This window comes from Anaerolineales bacterium, from assembly GCA_015075625.1.
Taxonomy (GTDB): Bacteria; Chloroflexota; Anaerolineae; order Aggregatilineales; family UBA2796; genus UBA2796.
In genome coordinates, this window is record JABTTZ010000001.1 from 1,889,583 (window position 1) to 1,912,313 (window position 22,731).

Annotated in this window: 15 protein-coding genes; 12 read left to right on the top strand and 3 right to left on the bottom strand. The window is 57.6% G+C overall.

Translation table 11 applies throughout. The features are described 5' to 3' along the window. Positions 1 to 49: 49 nt before the first annotated feature. The gene (locus tag HS103_07795; protein MBE7512703.1) at positions 50 to 1,198 is read right to left on the bottom strand and encodes a trypsin-like peptidase domain-containing protein; all 1,149 of its coding nucleotides are present in this window, start codon (positions 1,196 to 1,198) and stop codon (positions 50 to 52) included. A 92-nt stretch (positions 1,199 to 1,290) separates the two neighbouring features. Here HS103_07795 and HS103_07800 point away from each other — a divergent pair, with 92 nt between their 5' ends. The 6 genes from HS103_07800 to HS103_07825 all read left to right on the top strand — a co-directional run bounded on the left by HS103_07800 (position 1,291) and on the right by HS103_07825 (position 11,142). Then, positions 1,291 to 2,157, top strand: coding sequence for a UbiA family prenyltransferase (locus tag HS103_07800; protein MBE7512704.1), 867 nt, complete (start codon positions 1,291 to 1,293; stop codon positions 2,155 to 2,157). A 286-nt stretch (positions 2,158 to 2,443) separates the two neighbouring features. After that, a complete protein-coding gene (locus HS103_07805) occupies positions 2,444 to 5,815 on the top strand; it encodes an MFS transporter (GenBank protein ID MBE7512705.1) in 3,372 nt (1,123 codons plus the stop codon). Positions 5,816 to 5,991: 176 nt separating this feature from the next. Continuing rightward, positions 5,992 to 7,227: an aminopeptidase P family protein gene (locus HS103_07810; GenBank protein ID MBE7512706.1), complete on the top strand. Its 1,236-nt coding sequence runs from the start codon at positions 5,992 to 5,994 to the stop codon at positions 7,225 to 7,227. A gap of 9 nt (positions 7,228 to 7,236) precedes the next feature. Next, on the top strand, positions 7,237 to 7,929 hold the full coding sequence (locus tag HS103_07815) for a phospholipase (protein MBE7512707.1): 693 nt from the start codon (positions 7,237 to 7,239) through the stop codon (positions 7,927 to 7,929). Then, positions 7,926 to 10,574 (top strand): DNA mismatch repair protein MutS, encoded by a 2,649-nt coding sequence (gene mutS, locus HS103_07820; protein MBE7512708.1) that lies wholly within the window; start codon positions 7,926 to 7,928, stop codon positions 10,572 to 10,574. Before HS103_07815 ends, mutS begins: the two co-directional genes overlap by 4 nt. A gap of 10 nt (positions 10,575 to 10,584) precedes the next feature. Further along, positions 10,585 to 11,142, top strand: coding sequence for a GNAT family N-acetyltransferase (locus tag HS103_07825; GenBank protein MBE7512709.1), 558 nt, complete (start codon positions 10,585 to 10,587; stop codon positions 11,140 to 11,142). 301 nt (positions 11,143 to 11,443) lie between these two features. On the opposite strand, the gene HS103_07830 is transcribed toward HS103_07825, so the two are convergent. Further along, entirely contained in the window at positions 11,444 to 12,412 is a 969-nt protein-coding gene (locus HS103_07830; GenBank protein ID MBE7512710.1) for a YceI family protein, read from the bottom strand. Between the two features lie 220 nt (positions 12,413 to 12,632). Here HS103_07830 and HS103_07835 point away from each other — a divergent pair, with 220 nt between their 5' ends. From HS103_07835 to HS103_07845, 3 genes are all read left to right on the top strand, one after another. Continuing rightward, entirely contained in the window at positions 12,633 to 14,411 is a 1,779-nt protein-coding gene (locus HS103_07835) for a hypothetical protein (GenBank protein MBE7512711.1), read from the top strand. A gap of 60 nt (positions 14,412 to 14,471) precedes the next feature. Further along, the gene (locus HS103_07840) at positions 14,472 to 16,025 is read left to right on the top strand and encodes a hypothetical protein (protein ID MBE7512712.1); all 1,554 of its coding nucleotides are present in this window, start codon (positions 14,472 to 14,474) and stop codon (positions 16,023 to 16,025) included. Positions 16,026 to 16,173: 148 nt separating this feature from the next. Further along, positions 16,174 to 17,496, top strand: coding sequence for a DUF2142 domain-containing protein (locus HS103_07845; protein MBE7512713.1), 1,323 nt, complete (start codon positions 16,174 to 16,176; stop codon positions 17,494 to 17,496). A gap of 205 nt (positions 17,497 to 17,701) precedes the next feature. Here the strand turns inward: HS103_07845 and HS103_07850 are convergent, their stop codons facing one another. Further along, positions 17,702 to 18,517, bottom strand: coding sequence for a response regulator (locus HS103_07850; protein ID MBE7512714.1), 816 nt, complete (start codon positions 18,515 to 18,517; stop codon positions 17,702 to 17,704). Positions 18,518 to 18,590: 73 nt separating this feature from the next. Here HS103_07850 and smpB point away from each other — a divergent pair, with 73 nt between their 5' ends. From smpB to HS103_07865, 3 genes are all read left to right on the top strand, one after another. Next, the gene (gene smpB / locus HS103_07855; protein MBE7512715.1) at positions 18,591 to 19,067 is read left to right on the top strand and encodes an SsrA-binding protein SmpB; all 477 of its coding nucleotides are present in this window, start codon (positions 18,591 to 18,593) and stop codon (positions 19,065 to 19,067) included. Positions 19,068 to 19,282: 215 nt separating this feature from the next. Further along, entirely contained in the window at positions 19,283 to 21,976 is a 2,694-nt protein-coding gene (locus HS103_07860) for a sensor histidine kinase KdpD (GenBank protein ID MBE7512716.1), read from the top strand. Then, on the top strand, positions 21,973 to 22,677 hold the full coding sequence (locus tag HS103_07865) for a response regulator (protein MBE7512717.1): 705 nt from the start codon (positions 21,973 to 21,975) through the stop codon (positions 22,675 to 22,677). The genes HS103_07860 and HS103_07865 overlap by 4 nt, the downstream gene beginning before the upstream one ends. Positions 22,678 to 22,731: the final 54 nt, after the last annotated feature.

A 22,731-nucleotide genomic window follows, 5' to 3' on the forward strand; every position in this document is an offset into this window, starting at 1 on the left:
AACCCCACGACCTCTCTTTATCGTGGGGTACTAGTCACTTCCCTTTGGCTTAAGGTTGGTTCGGACGGGCTGAGAGCGTCGCCTCAAGTTGGATTGTTTCGCCGTTGCGGTGGATGGTCAGCGTTACCTTATCCCCGGGCTTGGTGCGGGTGAACAAATAGCCAAGCAAATCCTCGAAAACGCGAATCTCTTGCTCATTCACTTTGGTAATAATGTCCCCACCAATCGGAACGTCTTGCCCATCAACCACTGTTGTCCGTGTACTGCCCCGCAACCCTGCCTGATCCGCCGGACCGCCGCGCATAATGCTGCTGACCAAAACCCCCCGAAAGTTGATGTCCAGCCCGATCAGTTCGTTGAGGTCTGTGGTCAGGGTGCTGCCGGTGATCCCCAAATAGGAAATGGCGATCTTGCCATTTTGGATGAGGGCGTCAGCGATCTGTTTGACAATGCGTGCTGGCACAGCGAAACCTAAACCGGCGGATTGGCGTACTTGGGAACGAATGGCGGTGTTCACGCCGATCACTTCCCCTTTGATGTTCAAAAGCGGTCCGCCGCTGTTGCCTGGGTTGATCGCGGCATCGGTCTGGATGATATAGGGGATGCGAAATTGTGACTGCGGCAGGGAACGATTCAGGGCGCTGATGATTCCCTCCGTCATCGTATTTGCCAAACCAAAGGGGTTGCCCATTGCCACCGCCCGCTGTCCAACCTTCAGCAAATCTGAGTCTCCTATACTGAGGGGGAAGAACTTGGCGCGGGGATCATCAACCTTGATCACCGCAAGGTCGGCGTCCGTAGACATCCCGACAATCGTCGCGGCAAAGGTCATACCGTCAGCAAAGGTGACGAAAATCTGTTTGGCGTTTTCCACGACATGCGCGTTCGTCACAAGATGCCCGGCGCTATCATAGACGAAGCCAGCCCCTTGTGCGGTGATTAACTGACCAGGCGGAATGGCTTGTGGGTCTTGGTCAAAGGGCAAGAGATCGCCCGCCAAGTCTGCCGGCACGCTGACATCAATCGCCACCACACCGGGGTTGACCATATCGTAAAGGCGTTCCAAAAGATCGGACTGCTGGTCGGTGAAGTCCTCACCTTGCACCCGTAGTGGGGCAATACTGCTGCCAAGAAAGACCCCTGTGATCAAGGTGATGATCAGAGCAGTGGGAAAAAGCGTTCGCTTCAAAAGTCGCATGAGAGTGTTCCTTACTCTAGGCTAGAAAATACCTATGCTGTAGGTTATAGAGAGAGTCTATTCAAAAGCTATGAATTGTGCATAAGTTCCCCATGAGCGTAATAATTATCCGCCAACCGGCGCCATTGATTGTTCTTTTTACAAACCATGCCGATGCATGGGGGGTGACCTTCATCCTATCCAGCGTCTGTATCTGGTTGGGTGGGGGGTTTTCGCTTGGGGGGCTTCTCTTGGCGGGGAACATCGCCGCCACCGCCTGGTTCACCTTTGCCCTTAACGATTTGTTCGATGCCCCCTCTGATGCTGCCGACGAGGCAAAACGCCAGCGCAATGCCTTTATCGGGCGGGCTTCGGCGTGGTGGGTGCGGGGCGGGATGGGCGTCGTTGGCATGGGCATTGGATTGCTTTTCGCTCGTTATGGGCAGCAGGGGATGGCTATCTTTGCCGGGGCGCTTCTGATTGGGTGGGCATATTCCGCCCCCCCAATTCGCCTCAAGCGGCGTCCCGGGCTTGATCTTTTGACACATGCCCTGGGTGTTCAAACCCTCCCTTATGTGGCAACCCTCCTCCTCTGCGGGCGGGGCGTGATTGGCGCGGACATCGCCATGATTGGGGTGTTGGTCTTAAACTCTTTAGGAGCGCAAATAGAGCAGCAGCTTCGTGATTATGAAGTGGATCGGCGCACCGAGGGAAACTTCACCATTTGGGTGGGGCGGGCGCGGGCGCGGCGCGTCCTCTATGCGGCAACGGTAGGGATCGGGCTGATAGCCCTTTGGCACGCCTCGCAGGGGATGTTTCCGGCTTACCTTGCCCCCTTTGCCCTTGCTGGATTGCCCCTTTTGCTTCATCGCTTCACACGCTCGTTGGAAACACCGCGCTCCGAAGGGGGCGTCCGTGTGGCGGTGGGCATCGCCCTTCTTTACGCAGCGGGCGTATGGGTTGTCTTAAGCCGCATGTGAGGGACGGCATATGGGCTAAACTTCGCTATACTCTAGTAATTATTGCAGTACCCTCACTGGTTGGGCTGCAACCAGCCTTCTTACAAGAAGGGCGGGCGTCGTTCGTTTACCCTTTAGATCACCATCGCCTAGCCCATCAGTAAGTATATCGTGATAAGCGGGGCTGTCAACCACGAAGGGGGCAATCTCCTTGAAAAATGCTGTAGGGATGATTCCCTCATATAAGGGGCATTGTTGGGGGTATTTTCCAAGCAGAACCAGCAAAGGATCGCACTAAAGGATCAGTATGCCACGCCCAACAGCGAAACCGCCTAATCTCTGGCTCACCTTTGTTTTGATCTGCACACCGATTCTGATCGGGTCAATCGATCTGACGGCGATTGTCGTCGTCTTGCCGCAGGCAACGCTCGATATTTTGGGTCCGCGTGGGTTAGAACGGGCAGATGCTGCGCTCTGGACGGTGACCGCCTACCTTCTTGCCTATACGATTAGCCTTGCCGTGATGGGACGCCTGAGCGATGTCCTCCCCCGCCGTCGTGTGTTCCTCGCTTGCATCGTGATCTTCATTATTGGGGCGCTGTGGGCGGGAACAGCGACCGGTTTTCCCCTACAGGTGATCAGCACACTCCCCTTTTTCCCAGATCGAGACATGCTCCCGCTCATTTCCTTGATCATCGGGCGGGTCATTCAAGCCATCGGCGCGGGGGCGAGTGTTTCGGTGGGCATGGCGCTGGTTGGCGATCTGTTTCCCCCAGAGCGCCGCGCCCGCCCGATTAGTTTGATCGGCGCTGTTGATTCGATGGGCTGGGTGATTGGCAATCTCTACGCCGGGCTGCTGCTGCAAATCCTTCCCTCGTGGCGCTGGTTGTTCCTCATTAACGCTGGCATCGCACTGATCGCCCTCATTCTGACCGTGATCGCCTTGCGTGGTTACCCCGAACAGCCCCTCCCATCGACAACCAGCAGCATCCCGCTGCGGGGGGTGCGCCATTTCGATTGGGGCGGGGCGTTCTTTTTTGCCGCCGCCCTGATCACGCTCACGCTTGGCGCAGAATCGATTGGAAAAGCGGCGTCGCTCCCCTTTCTCCTCAGCAGTGCGATTTTGTTCGTGATTTTTTTCCTGTTGCAAGCCCGTTTGAAAAGCGCTCTGATCGACTTGCGATTCATCTTTGGGCGGCGGGTGCGTGCTGCGCTGGTGGTGAATCTGATCATCGGCTTGTCGTTGATCCTCTTTGTGGCGGGCGTCCCGCTGATGATCAATCTGCGCGTTGTGTTCCTTAAGGGGGAAGGGCTGCTGAGTGGGGCGCTGCAAGCCGGATTGATGCTCTCCGCCCTGACGATTCCCCTGGTTGCCGGCGTTATCGTTGGGGAACGGCGCTATCATCGTGTTGGAGCGGCAATCCCTATCGCCCTCGGCTTACTCTTGACGATCATCGGGTTTTGCCTGACCACATTTTGGACATACACCGCCCCGACAATCCTCATTGCCATCCCTCTGGCGATTGCCGGAGCGGGGTTAGGGCTGACGATGGGTCCGCTCAGTTTGATCGTCATTGACAAGGCAAAAGAATCTGAGCGAGGCTTGGCGTCCTCTATCGTCCTCGTCATGCGCTTGTTGGGGATGACCATCGGGACGCCGCTTGCAGCCACCCTGACCCTGAGCCATGCGGGAACATGGGCGTGGGAACGGGCAGCCATTCTCAACCCCATTTTTCAGCCTGTTGCCCGTTCAATGCTCGTCCCGCCTATGGCGGTGGAAGCGCTTATGCAAGTCCTCTTGATCGGGGCGCTTGTTTGCACCGTTGGCTTGGTATTGTTCTACCTACTTCAGGCATTATGGAATATCTTGGTGCATGGGGTGGGCGTCTTGCTGACGGGGATGCTCCCAGTGGTGGGAATGGTTGCCCTGGTCGTGGTCATTGCGGCGGTAAGTACCCTTGCCGCGCCAGCCGTTGTGCCGAATCCCGTTGCCCGCCAACTTCCGGCTGATGTTGAACTTTACATTGGGGTGAATATCCAGCAAGTCTTTTTGTTGAACAGCAAACGCCCGCTGGATGCTGTGGTGAACACACTGGAGGGGATCATTGCCTCGGCAAACCCCGCCCCCGCCAGCGCCGCCCCTCCCGAAAAGTCATCTCCCGATGGAGAAACCCCTACTGGCGTTGAGGGCGGGCAAGATACTCCCCCCCTCCCTGACCAACCACCTGACACCCCAACCGATATTATTGTGAAATTCCTGTTCCAACCGCGCCGCTGGCAGCAGGGAGATTATGCGCCATTCTGCCCACCCGGAATTCCAGAGGGCGATTACCAATGGTGTTTCAACAACAGCCTGTTAAGCTGGATTGGACCGCAAGCGGCGTTCGCCTTATTTCCTACCCCTAGCGAAACGGGCGGCGCGGACACCATCGGCGCCGCCAACCGTGACTATCTTTTCGCCTTCCAAGCCACAAATCGCAACAATGCGGTGAAGTTCATCGCGGCATTGGCGGAAGCGCTCCGTGAATCGCCGCCAGTGGAACTTCGCCCCAACGTTCACCTGCTGGCGATCAATGTGGGGAGGGCGCAAGCGCGATCTGTGGCGGTGACCGATGCTTATGTCCTGATTGGTACACCGGGGGCAATTCAGCGGACGCTCGAACGGACACAGCCAACGCTTGCCGAACAGTCGCAATACAAAGAGGTGATTGGCGAGTTGCCCACAGACGGGTTCGCCACGCTCTTTTATCGTGCAGAGTCGATCCTTGCCAGTATGCGTCCGGTGTTGTTCACTGCGCTCCCCTCAGAGCGCGTGGCGGCGTTGATCCGCCTTCTGACACAGCTTTCACCGCCCATCTTCGCCGTCAATGCGTCCGATCCAATACGGGTGGGGGTTGCTTTGCGGGTGAACGAAACGCGCCTGATGCTGACAACCTCGGCACACTTTCCCTTTGACCTAACATGGATTCAGAAATCAGCCGTCCCACTTGGGCGGCTAAACCTTGTCTCGGACGATGCGCGGGCGTGGATTGCCTTCCACCTCAATCTTGCTCAGATGGTCAAAGACGCTGATATTGGCGCGTTCTTAGAGATGATCGCCCGCGAAAGCGGCGATGCTACCTTGCAAGGGGCATTGAGCAACCCCTTGATTCGCACCCCAATCCTGAACTTTGTGCGGACGATGCAGGGTGTCTTTGTCCATGCCGAAGGGACGACGATTCTTTCCGTTCAGCCCGATGGGGCAACCCTGATCGCACCGCTGCTTGATACCGCCGAGGAAAGCGCAGCGGTGGCGGTGCGCCGTCTGCTGCCGATGCTCCAACTGACCGCGCAGGTGGCGAGTGTGGCGGGCATACCCGTAACAATCAGCGAGACACCCCTGCCTGAGGGTGGAACTGTCGTGACGCTCAGCGGGGCGTTACTGCCCGTGACGCTTCATTACACGTTGACGGTAGATAATCTCTTAGTTGTCAGGTTGGGGGGCACTCCGGCAGCGGTGCGCATCATCCCAGGCACGTTGGGGGTTGGGCGTGTCAAACAAGCCTTTGGTGAGGCGTTGACACGTGGGTTGTATGGCTTTATTACGCCGCCTTCCAGCGCAGCCCCTGCCCCACTTTTGTTCGGCGGCTCAATACGCGGGCGCACGGTGCGTATTGACGCTGTATTGGTAACTGATTAACTCACCTTACGCAGTTGGGTTTGTTCACCCCGTATTCGTCGAAAGGGGCAGTTTGAGGGGGCTTCCCCCTCAAAAAAGTGCATTCCCCCTCTCCCGCCACGCGGGAGGGGGGGTTAGGGGGTGAGGGTCTGTGCCTAAGGTGAGTGATTAATCAAACGAAAATCAGGAGGTTGTTCATGAAAGCAGATATAGACCGTTGGATGGGCGAATATGCCCTCGATGCAATCATCGTTTATGGCGACGAATCGCCTAACACAATGCGCGAATACCTGACAAACCGCGCCAAAGCGGGTGGGATGGTCATCAAAAAACGGGGTGAAGCGCCGCTTTACATCGTTAACCCCATGGAGATTGACGAGGCGGCAAAGAGCGGGCTGACGGTAAAAACGTTCAACGATTTCAATTTTCCCCAGATTTATCGGAAACATCTCGGTGATATGAGCGCCTATCGCCGCGAATCGTGGGAGACTCTCTTGCGCATGGCGGGCATTAGTGGGCGGGTTGGCTTTTACGGCGTTGGGGAGGTGAACACAGTCACCGAAATCATCCTCAACCTGATCGATAGCGATTTAGGGATTGAGGTCGTCGCCGGAGGGGATGCCGGGGCGCTTTTTGGCAAACTCTACGAGACGAAGGACGAACAGGAGGTTGCCGCCCTACGAGAGACGGCGAGTTTAGCCAACGAGGTTGTGCGGCGTGTGTGGGAGTTCATCGCCGGACACAAGGCGGAGATGGTTTACGATGCGCCGCTGACAAATGCTGCGGGTGAACCCCTGACCATTGGGGCGGTCAAGGCATTCATGAAAGCGCAAGAGATTGCGCTTGGGTTGGAAAATCCCGATGGGGCGATCTTTGCACAGGGGCGCGATGCCGCCATTCCGCACAGCCATGGCGAGGACGCGGAGGTTCTCCGTGTTGGACGGACGATTGTCTATGATTACTTCCCTCGCGGGGCAGAAAATGGCTATTTTCATGACATGACTCGCACGTGGTGCATTGGTATGGCAACAGAGGAAGTGACCACCGCCTACGATGAGGTGATGCACATTTTACGGGAAAGCACCGCCGCCCTAAAGTTGGGAACACCCATGTCTACCTACCAAGTGATGACCTGTGATTTTTTCGAGGCGCGGGGACACAAAACAGCACGGTCACACCCGGGCACCATGGAAGGGTACGTCCATAGTCTAGGGCATGGCATTGGCTTAAATGTCCATGAGTCGCCCTCGCTGCGGGAAGGCTCAAAGAACATTGTTGAGGCAGGGAATATCCTGACCATTGAACCCGGACTGTACTATCCTGAGAAAGGATGGGGTATCCGTGTCGAAGATACCGTCTATATTGATGAGGCAGGTATGATCCACAACTTGACGCCCTTTCGCTATGATTTGGTGCTGCCCCTGAAGGGGTAAAGGGGATATATGACACCATCCGACCTCATTCACGAGAATCAACCCGTGATGACCTTTCCCGAAGGGGATGCTGTGTGGGAGACAGCGCAAGGGGCGTTGATCTTGCTGCACGGGCGGGGATCAGACCCGATGGATATCTTGGGTTTGGCAGACTATATCACCGCCCCCCTCTTGGTTTACCTTGCCCCCTTTGCGGCAGGGCGGGAATGGTATCCGAATCGCTTCATCATGCCCATCGAAACGAACGAACCACACCTCACCTCTGCCTTGCGGACGGTGGGGAATATCGTTGCCAGCGTTCAGAAAAAGGGGATTCCCGCAGAACGGATTGGATTTCTCGGTTTTTCACAGGGGGCGTGCCTCGCCGCCGAGTTCGTCGCCCGTAACCCGCACCGTTATGCCGGATTGTTCGTCCTCAGTGGCGGGCTGATTGGCGCACCGGGGACGGTGTTCAGTTACCCTGGGGCGCTGGCGGAAACTCCTGTGTTTCTTGGTTGCAGCGATAGTGACCCACACATCCCCCTATGGCGCGTCCAAGAGAGTACGGCGGCGTTCAAGGCGCTTGGCGGGGCGGTCACAGAACGCATCTATCCCCGCATGGGGCATACGATCAATGACGATGAAATCAGCATGGTGAATCAGCTTTTGGGTGGGCTTGCCCTGCCCTCTGCACAGGGGAAGGATACCCCCACACCACCATGAGTGACGATCTCACGCCGATGCGCCAGCAGTATCTCGATATTAAGGGGCAGTACCCCGATAAACTGCTCCTCTTTCGCTTGGGCGACTTTTATGAGGCATTCGATGGCGATGCCGAGATCATCGCCCGCGAACTTGATCTGACGCTCACCGCCCGCCCGAACAAGAACGGCAAAATCCCTATGGCGGGTGTCCCCCATCACGCCGTAGATGGGTACATTGCCCGCTTGGTGGAAAAAGGATTTCATGTTGTTGTTGCCGACCAAATGGAGCCGCCCGGCAAAAAACTGGTGCGCCGCGAGGTGACTCGCGTGATCACCCCCGGTACGGTGGTTGCTCCAGAGATGTTGGAGCAGCGGCGGAACAACTACCTGCTTGCCCTCTACCCAGAGGCAGATACCGAGGGGAAAACATGGACGCGGGTGGGCATTGCCTACTGTGACATTACAACGGGCGAATTCGCCGCCACCCAGATCGGCGGACGTGATCCTAAAACGGGGGGCGGGCAAGAAGCAACGGTTAGTGTCCTTGAGGAACTTGCCCGTCTAGCGCCTCGCGAAGTGCTGCTCCCCAAAGTGTGGGTAGAGGCGGGCGTTTCGCTCCCCGCCGGCGCATTCCTCACCGCACAACCCGATCAGCGGTTTCTTCTCCCCTTTGCCCAAAAGACGATTCTCACCCACTTTGCCGCCCGCACGCTGGACGGCTTTGGCTTGGGCGATAAACCCCTCGCGGTAGGGGCGGCGGGCGCGATCCTTGCCTACATTGGCGAGACGATGAAGGCAAGCCTCCCCACGATCACGGCGCTGCGTGCCTACGATACCTCTGGTTACATGGTTTTAGATGCCAACACACGCCGCAACCTTGAACTGACCGAAACGATGCGCACCGGGAAAGTGCGCGGATCGCTCTTAGGGATTTTGGATCGCACGGCTACCCCTATGGGCGGGCGTTTGCTGCGGACATGGATTGCTCAGCCTCTCTTGGATGTGGGACGGCTGAATGCCCGTTTGGACGCTGTGACGTGTTTGTTTGAGGAAGGTCGCCGTCGCGCCGAGGTGATCGAGGCATTGAAGCCCATCGCGGATATCGAACGGCTGACCAGCCGCATCCTGAGCAAAATCGCCACCCCCCGCGATCTCTTGGCGTTACAGGGAAGTTTGGGATGTGTTCCAGACTTAAAGCAAGCTATTTTCGATGCGCCAGCGCTCTATAACCTCCGGGATCGCCTTGACCATGTGCCGCACGTCGCCGCACTCATTGAGGCGGCGATCAGTGAGAATCCGCCGAACGTTCTGAATGAGCGGGTGGGGGTAATCCGCCCGGGTTACAGCCCAGAACTCGATCAAATCACGGCGAACACCCGCCATGCCCGCGATTGGATTGCCGATTTGGAAGGGCAGGAACGCCAGCGGACGGGGATTAAATCGCTGAAAGTAGGATTCAACAAGGTCACGGGCTACTACATTGAGGTCAGCCACGCCAACGCCGAGCGCGTGCCGGCGGATTATATCCGCAAGCAAACCCTGACGAATGCCGAACGGTATATCACCCCCGACCTGAAGGACTACGAAACCCTTGTCTTGAACGCCGAAGAACGTATGATCGCGCTGGAGGCGGAACTTTTTCACGCCCTTTGTGCAGAGATCGCCCGCGCCGCCCCCGCCCTACTGATGACAGCGCGGGCGGTGGCGCACCTTGACGCCTTTGCCGCCCTTGCCGAGGTTGCCGTTCGAGAAGGCTACTCTCGCCCAGAGATCACAACGGACGATGTGCTAATCATACAGGATGGGCGTCATCCCGTCGTTGAAAAACTCTTAGAAGGTGCGCCCTACATCCCCAACGATCATCATTTTGACCCCGAACAGCGCGTCCACCTGATCACGGGTCCGAACATGGCCGGAAAATCTACCGCTATTCGGCAGGTGGCTGTGATCACCCTTATGGCACAGGTGGGCAGTTATGTGCCGGCACGGGTGGCGCGGATCGGCATTGTGGATCGCATTTTCACCCGAATCGGGGCGCAAGATGAAATCCACGCTGGGCGCTCTACCTTCATGGTTGAAATGACGGAGACAGCGGCGCTGCTTGCCGCTGCTACATCCCGCAGCTTGCTCATTTTGGACGAAATTGGGCGCGGCACAAGCACCTATGATGGGCTGGCAATCGCCCGCGCCGTCATTGAGTTCATCCACAACCATCCTCGGCTGAATGCTAAAACACTCTTTGCCACACACTACCATGAACTCACGGAGTTAGAGGCAATCCTCCCCCGTGTGCGCAATTACAACGTTGCCGTGCTAGAAGAAGGTGATCATGTGGTATTCTTGCACAAGCTCGTCCCCGGCGGGGCGGATCGCAGCTACGGGATTCACGTTGCACAGCTTGCCGGGATGCCCAAAGCAGTGGTTTCGCGGGCGCGTGAGATTTTAAAGGACTTGGAATCTGGGGGGAGCGATTTCGCCTTGCCCACCCTTCACCCTTCGCCGCCGCCGCGACCAAAGGGCATCTCGCCTAATCAAATGGCGCTCATCCCCGAAACAGACCATCCCCTTGTGGCAATGGTCAAAGCGCTGCGTGTAGAGGAGATGAGTCCGCTGGAGGCAATGACGAAATTGTACGAGTTGCAACGCATGGCACGCGGCGGATAGGAGCAAACAAATGCGTTTTGATGATTTATTTCACGGCACATTGGTCAGGCTGGCGGCAATGCGTCCCGAAGATCGGGAGCATTTTGCCCGTTGGAGCAACGACGTAGAGTACATGCGCTTGCTTGATGATGAGCCAATGCGCCCACGCAACCCTGATTATTTCCAGTTGCCCAGAGTGGAGGATGAGCAAAACAGTGCCTTCTTCAGCATCCGCACGATTGAGGAAGATCGACTGATTGGGTTCTGCTCGCTATTCCTCATTGAGTGGAAAAACCGCTCTTGCTTTATGGGGGTGGGGATCGGGGAGCGCGGCTATTGGGGGCAAGGCTTCGGCTCAGAGGCGGTTGATCTGCTGGTTGGGTATGCCTTTCGAGAGTTGAACTTGAACCGCGTGGGGCTGTATGTGTTTGATCACAATGTTCGGGCGCGAAGGGCATACGAGAAGGTTGGGTTCACCCAAGAGGCAACCTTACGGGAGAGCGCTTTCCGTGATGGAGAGCGTTACGATATTCACATTATGGGTATTTTGTATCGGGAGTGGGTGACAAAGCGCCGGACAGAAGGGTAAATACAAACGAAAAACCAGCAGGCAGATGCTCCCTGAGGTGCGGGCGGGGGGCACACATGTACATGTGGGTGCGCCAGAAGGGAAAAATGCGTCTTCCTCTGTTTTCAGCCCCGTGCTAAAGCTCTTTAACAAATTAGTCACTCACCTTACGCAGTTGGGGTTGTTCACCCCGTATTCGTCGAAAGGGGCAGTTTGAGGGGGCTTCCCCCTCAAAAAGTGCCTTCCCCCTCTCCCGCCACGCGGAAGAGGGGGTGAGGGGGTGAGGGTCTGTGCGTAAGGTGAGTTACAATGTCAACAGAACCTAGTTGATGACGCGGGCAACAAGGTTCAAAACGATTCGCATGTCGTCATCCACCGTGACAAACCCCGCCATGTTCGGCGCATCAAACTTCCAATCGCTCATTTTCACATCACTCACCGCCCGCACCACCAGTACATCGCCCGTTAGAGCGGCTGTCGCCTCAAAGGTGGTTGGCACAGCCACCTCGCGGATGGTCAACTCCCCGGTGAGGGTGAAGCTCAGCGTCTCCCCATCGATATAGGGGCGTGTTGGCAAGCCTTCAGCCTCAATATTGGCAAAGGTGGCGATTGGGTAGCGGTTTGTCTCTAACCAGCGGCTTTGGATTGCCGCATCGCGCCGCCCTTCGTCGGAGCGGAATTCGCTGATGTTGATCACGATGTCGCCAACCAAGCTGTTCGCCACATTGCCGCGATCAATCTCGATCTCCCCACCAATGGAACGGGTAATGCCCACCGCCACGCGGAACTCACCCACTCCGGCGAAGACCTCTCCCACTTGGTAGCACGCCTCCGATTCCGACCCAACAATCGCCAGCCGAATCAAATCTGGGGCGGCGGGCGTTCCAGCAGCCTCTACCGTAGCGGCAGCCGTTGCCTCTGCCGTCGGCTCAACGGTGGCGGGGCGCTCCCGCGCCCGAAGGCGATCTTCTGTGCAAGAGACATAAAGCGGCGCGTCTTGCTGCGGCTTGCCAAAGCGGGAAATGGGCGCTTGATAGGCGATGAGGGCGATCCCTTCAGGGTTTTCCCCGACAGGGGCATAACTATTCCCAGGGGGAGCAGCCGTCTTTGTTTGGGCTTGGGCGGTGCGGCGGGCGTCAATCGAATTGATGGCTTCCGTGGGAACGCCCGTCACTGAAGGGGCATAGTTATTCGGAAAGAGCCGATCAAAGATAAGGTAGCCAATGAGGGCGGCGGCGGCAAGGGCAAATGCCCCTATCAACACCAAGCGCGAGCGATTCTTATTCTTCATACAGAGTATTTCCTCACCGTGATTTCATCGGTTTGATCCGAAATGGATTCGGAGACGATCATAGCAGCAGAGAAGCGGATGAGTGTCTTAATTTTGGTGAGAGTTTTTTCATCTCTCGCCTTTTCATCTCATATTCCGCCGCCGCTTGGAGCGTGCTATACTCATCTATCCTAAACGCTCGTTCATTTACGGTTCATTTTCCGTTTTTTCGGAGAGACTCATGGCAAAAGGTAATCGCGGGCTGCTGCCTCCTGACGACGAACGACGCTTGCAGCAGATCGCTGAGACAGAGACGGGGACACTTCGCCAACGCGCTCAGGCGTTGCTTGCCCTTAACGATGGGCAAACCAGTGGTGATGCCGCACGACGTTCCCGCCTCAGTGTGAATCAAATCAATTATGTGCTGCGCCAATACAAACGCAAGGGACTCGATTTATTTCTGACCGAGGATGAACCCGTCGAAGGGCAATCCCCCACCACCGACCCCGAACCGCCGTCTGTTCCAGAGATCGCTGACACCGCGATCACCCTTGAGGCGCTCTGCGCCCCCTACCGCATTGACATGGCACATGCCCGCCATGTTGCCGCCTGCGCCCTTCAGATTTTTGATGCGACGGCAAACATTCACCGCCTGCCGGGAAGCCTGCGTCCTCTCCTAGAGGCAGCGGCTATTGTCCACAACATTGCTTATGAGATTGACCAGCCCAACCACCACCTGCGCGGGCGGGATATTCTGATGGCGCAGCCCATTCAGGGCTTTAGCGATGATGAGCGGCGTATCCTTGCCTGCACAACCTCCTTCCACCGCAAAAAGGTGCGCCCAGAGGCAGAACCTGTCTACGTGGAACTCCCCCCCGATCTGCGACGGGATGCCCTTGGCTTGGCGGCGATTTTGCGCGTGGGCGATGGCTTCGATCACTCCATGACCCAAACGGTCACGATCAGCGAGATCGCCGTCACCGCTGATGAGGTCACCATTGAGTTAGAGGGGCTTAACGCCGCCGAAAACGCCGAACAATCGATGAAAAAAGCAGACCTTTGGGCGCGTACCTTCAATGTCCCTGTGCGCATCAGCGCAGCACAACCCGCCCCACTCAGCGGCGAGGAACGGGCTATCTTCCGCCTGCCAGCACTTTTCCCAGAGGTGCAAAGCACGATGAGCCTCGAACGCGCCGGACGTGCCTTCGCCCTCCATTCTGTCAACCGTGTTGAGGCACTTTTGCGCCGCGTTGTCGCCGGAGAACTCAGCCTACTCCCTTCACTGGATCGGGAGGTCAGCCGCTTGGGGACGGCGCTTGAACTCGCCCACCTTGAGGGCAACCTGAGCAGCAATGATTTGCTGTGGTTGGCGGAATCCGTCGGACGCGCTCACATTCTCGCGGTCTTAGCCGCACGCGGCGGCGCTCTTGCCGATGATTTAAACGATGAAAAACTCTTGACAAAAGCGAACGCTTGGGATGTTGAGGCGCACAAAACCGTGCAAGGTCTGGACAGCGCTCGCTTTGCGACGACTGCCCGCGCCCTACGCGAGACGATCCAAAGCGCGAACCAGCAGCAAGAAACCAGCCATGTTGCCTATTACGTGGCGGCGATGCTCTGGGAGCGCTTGGCGGAACTGCGGCAGACGATGGAACACGGCGAGAGCGTTCACGATGCAGTGGCAAAAACACGCCGCTTGCAAGATCACCTCGTCGCCTTTCGTGATCTGCTCGGTGCGGAATCGGGGCAAGCGTTGGATATGCTGACGCCCCTCGAAAATTACCTCAACGAAATCCTGATTACCCAAGCGGTCATGGTTGCCGTGGAGCAAGATTCGGCAAAACCCCGCCGAGGACGCAAGCCGACCACCCCTCGCCCGCCGGATACAAGCATCGAAACCATGCGCAGCGCCCAAACCGCCCGCTTAAGCGCCCTTGCCGATGCGCTTCCGGCGGTCTGGACCAGCGTGAACAGCCTGATCTTTCGGCGCATTTTGGCGCTGGCGGTGGCAAACCCATAAAACGTCCTATCCCCCTTCCTTTTACCCTAAATAGGAAGGGGGTGGGGGTTTAAGGTCATCATGAAACGCGCAGCAGACTCGACACTGACCCTTCTTTGTCTTATTCTCGCCATCCTCGGTATGGCGCTTTACACCCTCAGCGCGGCGCGGACGGGTGGCGTTGGCTTCCCCCTTGACGATTCATGGATTCACCAAACCTATGCTCGTCACCTTGCCCAAACCGGCACATGGGCATTCACGCCGGGCATTCCTAGTGCTGGCTCAACCTCCCCCCTCTATACCGTCCTCTTGAGCCTCGGTTACCGTCTGAACGTCCCTTACTTTCTCTGGGCAATGGCGCTTGGCGCGGCTGCACTGACGCTTGGCGCGGTGGTCGGCGGACGTATGGCGCGGCGACTCTTTCCTGAGTTGCCTGCCGTCAGCCTATGGACGGGCGCGGCGCTGGCGCTGGGTTGGCATCTCGTTTGGGCGGCGGCATCCAGCATGGAGACGATGCTCTTTGCCGCCCTCGCCCTCCTCGTAATCGCCCTCGCCCTGAGCCAAACCGACCCCGCCGCCGAACGCCAGCGCTTCCTTGCCGGATTTCTCTTTGGCGTCATTGGCGCGGCGTGTGTGGCAACCCGTCCAGAGGGGTTGGTCTGCGTTGGGCTTTCTGGTTTGGCAATGCTGATCGCCCGCCCCCAACGGACGTTGAGGGAACTCGGCTTTTGGCTGGTGGGGGGGGCGCTTGGTGGGCTGATCGGTTTGGCGCCCTATTTTGCCCTGAATCTCAGCCTGACCGGATCACCCTTTCCCAACACGTTGGATGCCAAACTGGTGGGGAACGCGCCACTGCTTCAGCTTGGTTTTTTCCGCAACCTTGCGGCGATGATTGAACCCCTGACGGCGGGCGGGCAGTTTTTGCTGATTCCCGGTCTGTTGTGGGCGTGTGCGGTGCTTGCCCGCCGCCTGACGCCGCGCCGCGTCGCGCTTCATGCCTTGCCGTTGGTTTGGTCAGCGGCGCTCATTTTGCTCTATGTGGTGCGGATGCCCGCTCCCTTTCATCACGGGCGCTATGTGATTCCTGCCCTGCCGCCGATTTTTGTCTTGGGCATTGGGGGGACATTCCTCTTGATGCGGTGGGCGTCGGCGCGGCGGCGATCTTTGCCCGTGCGGGTGGTGGGGCGTGTGTTGGGCATTGGTGCAGCGGCGCTGATTGTCGTCTTTTGGGGCGTCGGGGCAAGTGTCTATGGGGTAGATGTGTGGCGCATCAACTCGGATATGGTCGTCGCCGCGCAGTGGGTTCAGGCGAACGTCCCCCCCGATCACTTATTAGCAGTGAATGATATAGGGGCGATTGGCTTTTTCGCCAACAGCGTCGAAGCGCCGCGCCCCATCCTTGATCTGGCTGGCTTGGTCAGCCCGGAAGTGATTCCCCTCTTGCGCAACCCCGAAGGGCTGACGGCGCTGATGCGGGCGCGGGGCGTTCGTTATGTGATGCTGCTGCCCACCCAATGGCTCGATTTCTGGAACGGCAACCCCGCCCCCTATGAGGGCGATTTCTGCCTGCGTTTTGACGCCAAAGGCGGCATGGGCGGGATGCGCCTCTATGAATACCGCCCCGGCGGGTGTTAGCGGCGATTTTTTAACCCGAGTCGTAACGAGGTTGCTTCCCTTCGTGCAAGGCAGCGCAGATGAAAGCTGCCTCTCTGCACCCCCTCCACTACCCCCACGAGTACCAACCGCCCTATAATGAACCACCAAACGATCCCATAGGAGACACATGATCCGCCGCCTGCTGCCCCTTTTCACAATTCTGGCTACCTACCTCATCATCGGGGCGCTTTATGCCCTCTACACTCCGGCATGGCAAGCGCCTGATGAACCCGCTCACTACAACTACATCCGCCAGATCGTGCAGGGCTGCTGTCCGTTCATCGCGGCGGGGGATTGGGACAGCGCCTATCTGGAACGGATCAAGGCGGCAAAATTTGCCCCAGACGCGCTGGAGGATCGCCTTGATTCTATGCAGTACGAAGATCACCAGCCACCGCTCTATTACGCCCTTCTGACGCCCGTTTTTGCCCTCGCCGGCGGCAGCCTTGCGGCGCTCCGGTTGGCGTCACTCATCCTCGGCACGGGAGGGGTGATCGCCGCATGGGTGGGGGGGCGGATCGTCTTTCCGGCGGGGCGCTGGCTGGCGATCCTCGCCGCTGGCTTCGTCGCTTTTCTCCCGCAATACCTGGCGATCATGGGCAGCGTCAACAACGATTCGCTCGCCGTCGCCCTTTCTGGGGGGATGCTGGTTTGGGCGCTGCGCCGTCTTTTGCAGCCGGAAGCTCCCTCTCGGTGGTGGATTGCGGCGCTGTTGGCGGGTGCGGCGTGCCTGACGAAATTGACGATTTACCCCATCGTAATCATCCTCGGCGTGGCGGCAGTTCTCGCCGCATGGCGGGAGGGACGGCGCGGACTTGCCCTCTTGAGAGAGGCACTCCCCATCGCCCTGATCACCGTCCTGATTGCCGCTCCCTTCTGGCTGACAAACCTCAGCCGTTACGGGTTTCCCGATGTGTTGGCGCAAGCGGCACATGATCGCATTGTCGTGGGGCAGCCACAGACGGCGGATTACATTGCCGCACACGGAGGGATGGGCTGGCTGGCAGACCTAACGAAAACGACCTTCCAAAGTTTTTGGGGACAGTTCGGCTGGATGGGCATTCCCATGACAGAGACGATTTATGGGGGACTGTTGGCGCTGACTGGGATCGCCTACGTCGGCGGCGTGACGGGACTGATCGTGTTCAAGGCGGCGCGGCGGCGGATTGCCCCGGCGCTGTTCGTCATGGGGGGGGCGCTGCTGGTGACGGCAGCAGCCTTTGCCTATTACAACACAAAATTTGTCCAGTTTCAGGGGCGCTACCTCTATCCGGCGCTTGTGCCGTTGGCGTTGGTGTTTGCGGGCGGGGTGGGAACGTGGATCGCCCTCCTCAGCGGGCGGTGGAGGGGTGGGCGCGTGGTGGTGGCAAGCCTCTTGGTGGTGGGGTTGGCAGCCTTTGCCCTCTATGTCTTGCTGCGCATCGTCTTGCCTGGGCTAAGGGTGAATTAGTGGTTGATGACAAGGGGTTCTAAGATTTCTAAAGAACCCTTATCCCCCCTGCCCCCCTCCCCCGTAGGGATGACCCTATGGGGTCGCCCGCCGCTAAAGCAGCGGGCTGAGTGCGATCACCCCTACGGGGCTTGGAAGGCAAAAAACGCCATTGCCTATCCCGCATGTTCATTATGGTGGTACTTGGGTACAGACACCGTGACCATTATTCTTCCCCACCTTCGCCAATCAGGTGATCGAGTCGTTCCGCCTCAGCGACAATCTGGGTGAGGAATTGGGCGGCATCTTCCCCCAAGCGCCCCTCTCGCGCCAATTTTGTCTCTAAGAGGCGTGCCAAACCCAAGATGGTGTGCAGCGGTGTTCGCAGTTCATGCCGCCGCGTCGCCCCGGGTTTGGGCAGTTCGCGAAGGGTCTGCGCCGCCTTCACCGCCGCCTCGCGGGTGGTCACCTGCAACTTGCTGTAGATATTCGAAATGTGGTTGCGCACCGTGCCATCGGAGATCGTCAGGGCGACGGCAATTTCCGGGTTGGAGCGCCCCTCAGCAGCAAGGCGCAGAATGGCTCGTTCACGGGGGGTGAGGGTGAAGCGCCGCCGCGTGCGTGTCAACGCCTCGGCTGCTGTTGGGGAGAGGAACGGGCGACCTTCGGCAACAGCGCGAATTGCCTCTACCAAGCGCAGCGATAGATCGTCACTTTTGACCACATAGCCCGCTGCCCCCGCGTGCAAAAGTTCCTCCACCCAGATCGGATCATCTTGGGCGGTGAGGATCAGGATTGCCATTGCCGCAAAGCGTGAGCGCAGATCGCGCACCGTTCCGGCGGGGTCAAAGGCATTACCGGCAAAGGTGAGATCAAGGACGAGGACATCAGGCGTCTGGCGGGTGATTGCTGAAAGAAGGTGATCAACCGCTTCCACCCCCCAAATTACTTGCACATCCAGCGCCCGATCCACTTCCTGCCGTAAGATTTTCAAGATGAGCGGGTGATCATCGGCAAAGGCAACGCGAATCATAGAGTACACCTCCCTCTCCTTCTTTCATTGTAGTGGGGAGACGGCTCTACACAAAACAGCGGAAAGTGCATACAATGAGGGTATGGCAAAAACGACGAATGATCACGAAACCGTCGCCACCAACCGGAAGGCGGGGTTTAACTACTTTCTTGAAGACCGTCTTGAAGCGGGGCTGGTTCTGATCGGCTCAGAAATCAAGGCGATTCGCGCTCACAAGGTGAACCTGAGTGAGGGGTTTATTGAGGAACGTGGCGGTGAACTGTGGTTGATGGATGTCCATATTTCGGAGTACAAAGAAGCGGCGCAGTTTGGGCATAAGCCGACTCGTCCGCGCAAGCTGCTGCTGAAGAAAAAAGAGATCAACCGCCTGATGGGGCGCGTCCGCGAAAAAGGCTACACGATCATCCCCACCGTGATGTACCTCAAAAATGGGCGGGCAAAGGTGGAGATCGCCCTTGCCAAAGGGAAGAAACAGTACGACAAACGCGATAGCATTGCCGAACGGGAGACGGGGCGCGTTTTGAAGCGGGCGCTCAAAGAGGGGCGCTACGAAGATTAGACAACGGGGAAACTAAGCGTTATTGCAGTACCCTCACTGGTTGGTCTGCAACCAGCCTTCTTACAAGAAGGGCGGGCGTCGTTCGTTTACCCCGTGATCACCACTGCCTAACCCATTGGTAATTATATCGTGATACGTGGGGCTGTCAACCATTAAGGGGTCAATCTCCTTGAAAAATACTGTAGGTCAAGAAATTTTCTAAAGAACCCCTCTCCATGACAAACGATGATGCTCGCCCCGACCCCGATTACCTTCTTGCTGCCATTCAAAAGACAACCGTCCGTAAAGGGCGCGGCAAGCTAAAACTTTTTCTGGGTATGGCGGCAGGGGTGGGCAAAACCTACGCAATGCTCGATTCTGCCCAACGCCTCCATACAGAAGGCATCGATGTCGTTGTGGGCTATGTGGAAACGCACCGCCGCCCCGAAACCGACGCCCTTCTAGTGGGTCTTTCCGCCCTCCCCCGCCGCCAGATTGATTATCGGGGGGCAAGGCTGGAGGAAATGGACATTGATGCGATCCTCGCCCGCCGCCCAGAGATCGTCCTTGTCGATGAATTGGCGCACACAAATGCCCCAGAATCACGGCATGTAAAGCGCTATCAGGATGTGATCGAACTGCTTGAGGCGGGAATCACCGTCTACACGACAATGAACGTCCAGCATTTCGAGAGTCGCGTCGATGCCGTCCGCCAGATCACCGGAATCACCGTTCACGAAACCGTCCCCGATTCAATCCTTGATTACGTGACCGAAATCGAACTCATCGACCTTTCCCCAGAAGACCTTCGTAAGCGGCTTGCTGAGGGGAGGGTTTATGTCCCAGACAAGGTGGAAACGGCGATCACGAACTTTTTCCGCACAGGGAACTTGACCGCCCTGCGCGAAATGGCGCTGCGCCTGACCGCCGAACATGTCGATCATCAACTGCAAGACTATATGGAAGTCAAGCGGATTGCCGGTCCATGGAAATCTGGTGAACGTCTTATGGTTGCTGTCAGCCCAAGCCCCTTTGCCGAAAAACTCATTCGTTGGACGCGCCGCATCGCCTACAACCTTGAGGCGCCATGGCTTGCCGTTTATGTGCAGTCCTCGCGGGCGCTGACAGCAAAAGAAAACGCAGGGTTGGCGCAAAACTTGGCGTTGGCGCGGGAATTGGGGGCAGAGGTAATCACCGCCGCTGGAGAGGATGTGGTGGGAACGCTTGTCCGTCTTGCCCAACAGCAAAACGTGACGCAGATCGTTGTCGGAAAGCCGCTCCAAAACCGCTGGCAAACGCTGTTACGGGGCGGTTCATTGGTGGACGCGCTCTTGCGGCGCAGTGGGAATATCGATATTTATGTAATCACGGGCGACGAAACGGCGAATCCTACTGCTCCGACGGTGATTTTACCCCTCTCGCCGCGCCATTCCACCCCACGCCAATACGTTCTTGCCCTTGCCATTGTGATTGGAATCGCCGCCGTCGATTACCTGCTGCGCGATTACATTGGGTATTTCACGGTGGGGCTGACGGAGATTCTGGCTGTCTTGCTGATCGCCATTTATATTGGGCGCGGTCCCGCCTTCCTTGCCGCCATGATTAGCGCAATCTCTTGGAATTTTCTATTCATCGAGCCGCGCTTTACCTTTATCATCTCTCAACAGCAAGATGTCTTGTTGGTAAGCCTCTACTTCATTATTGCGCTGTTCGCCGGAAACATGACCGCCCGCCTACGCCTTCAGGAACGCCAAGCGCGGTACAACGCCGAACGAACGATGGCGCTCTATGCGCTGGCGCACGAAACCGCCACCGCTGTCAATATGGCGGATGTCCTGCGAACAGCAATTGACCAAATTGGGCGGGTGTTCACTGCGGAGGTGGCAATTTTGCTTCCCGAAGGGGGAATCCTCCCCCGCACACCGCACCCGCTCAGCACCTTACCAATTGACGATAAAGAATTTGGCGTTGCTCTGTGGAGCTTCGAGAAAGGCAAGCCCGCCGGACGCTTCACCGACACCTTACCCTTTTCCTCAGCCGTCTATATGCCGCTGCGGACGCCAAACCGCACCGTTGGCGTCATTGGCATTCGCACCCGTCAAACAGATCGACTCAGCTTTGATCAAGAGGTTTTGCTGGAAACGTTCATCAGCCAAGTGGCGCTGGTTGTAGAGCGCGAACTTCTCGATGAAGCTGCTGCCCAAGCCGCCATGCTCCAAGAATCAGAGCGGCTTTACACAACGCTGCTCAATTCGATCTCTCACGAATTGCGCACACCACTCGCCACGATTAGCGGGGCGGCAAGTGGGTTAAGTGACCCCCAAACAAGCCATAATGAACACGCCCACAGCACACTGATCAATGACATTCAAGAGGCGGCGGATCGGTTGAACCATTTGGTGGAAAATCTGCTCGACATGTCTCGCTTGGACTCCGGCAAACTGCACCTAAAACGCGAGTGGTGCGATCTCAATGAGGTGATCGGCGTCGCGCTCCAGCGGATGGCACGGCGTCTGGCACGTCATCCATTGACGCTCAAGCTCTCTCCCACTTTGCCCTTGATTCAACTTGATTTTGTCTTGATGGAACAGGTCTTTGTGAACCTACTGAACAATCTTTGCAACTACACCCCTGAAGGGACGGCAGCAGACATTACGACCAGCATTGATGGCAGCGCCCTGCTCACAACGCTCCGCGATTATGGGCGTGGTGTTCCAGAGGGCGCCCTCGGCAAACTTTTTGAAAAGTTTTACCGCGTCCCGGGCACGGCAACAGGCGGCAGCGGATTAGGATTGTCAATCTCTCAGGGCATTGTTGAGGCACATGAGGGGACACTCACCGCTCGCAATGCCACGATGGGAGGTCTCGAACTAACCATCCGCCTGCCCCTTGGGGGGGATGCGCCGCCCGTTCGGGAGGCTGCTCTATGAACGCGGTATCCCCCTCCGGCGGGGCGCATATCTTGATTGCCGATGATGAAATACAAATCCGGCGGTTTTTGCGGATCACGCTTGAGGCAAACGGGTATCACGTTCAGGAGGTCACCAATGGGCAAGATGCGCTGGTGAAAGCTGCGCAAGGGCGCCCCGATGTGATCATTTTGGATTTGGGGCTGCCCGATATGGATGGCTTGGAGGTTTTGCGGCGCTTGCGGGAATGGACAAAGACGCCAACGATCATCCTTTCGGCACGAGAGGCAGACCGCGACAAAGTGATCGCCCTTGATGCTGGCGCTGATGATTACCTGACCAAACCTTTCAGTGTCGATGAACTCATGGCGCGGATTCGCGTGGCGCTGCGGCACGCCGGACCCCTATCCGGCGATCCGGTTTACATCATTGGCGGCTTGCGGATTGATCTCGCCCGTCACACCGTGACACGCGATGGTGAAGCGGTTAAGCTGACCCCCACAGAATTCGCCCTGCTGCGGCTTTTGGCGCAACATGCCGGAAAAGTTCTGACCCATACCCAGATACTTCGGGAGGTGTGGGGTCCTGAGTATGTGAACGAAACACATTATTTGCGTGTGTATTTTGCCCAACTGCGCGGAAAGCTGGAAGAAACGCCTGCCTTGCCGCGATACATCCTCACTGAACCCGGCGTGGGCTACCGTTTGGCGATGGAGGGGTAAGATCAGACGGCAATGAAACATACTATAGTAAAACTCCCCCCCCTACCGGGGAGG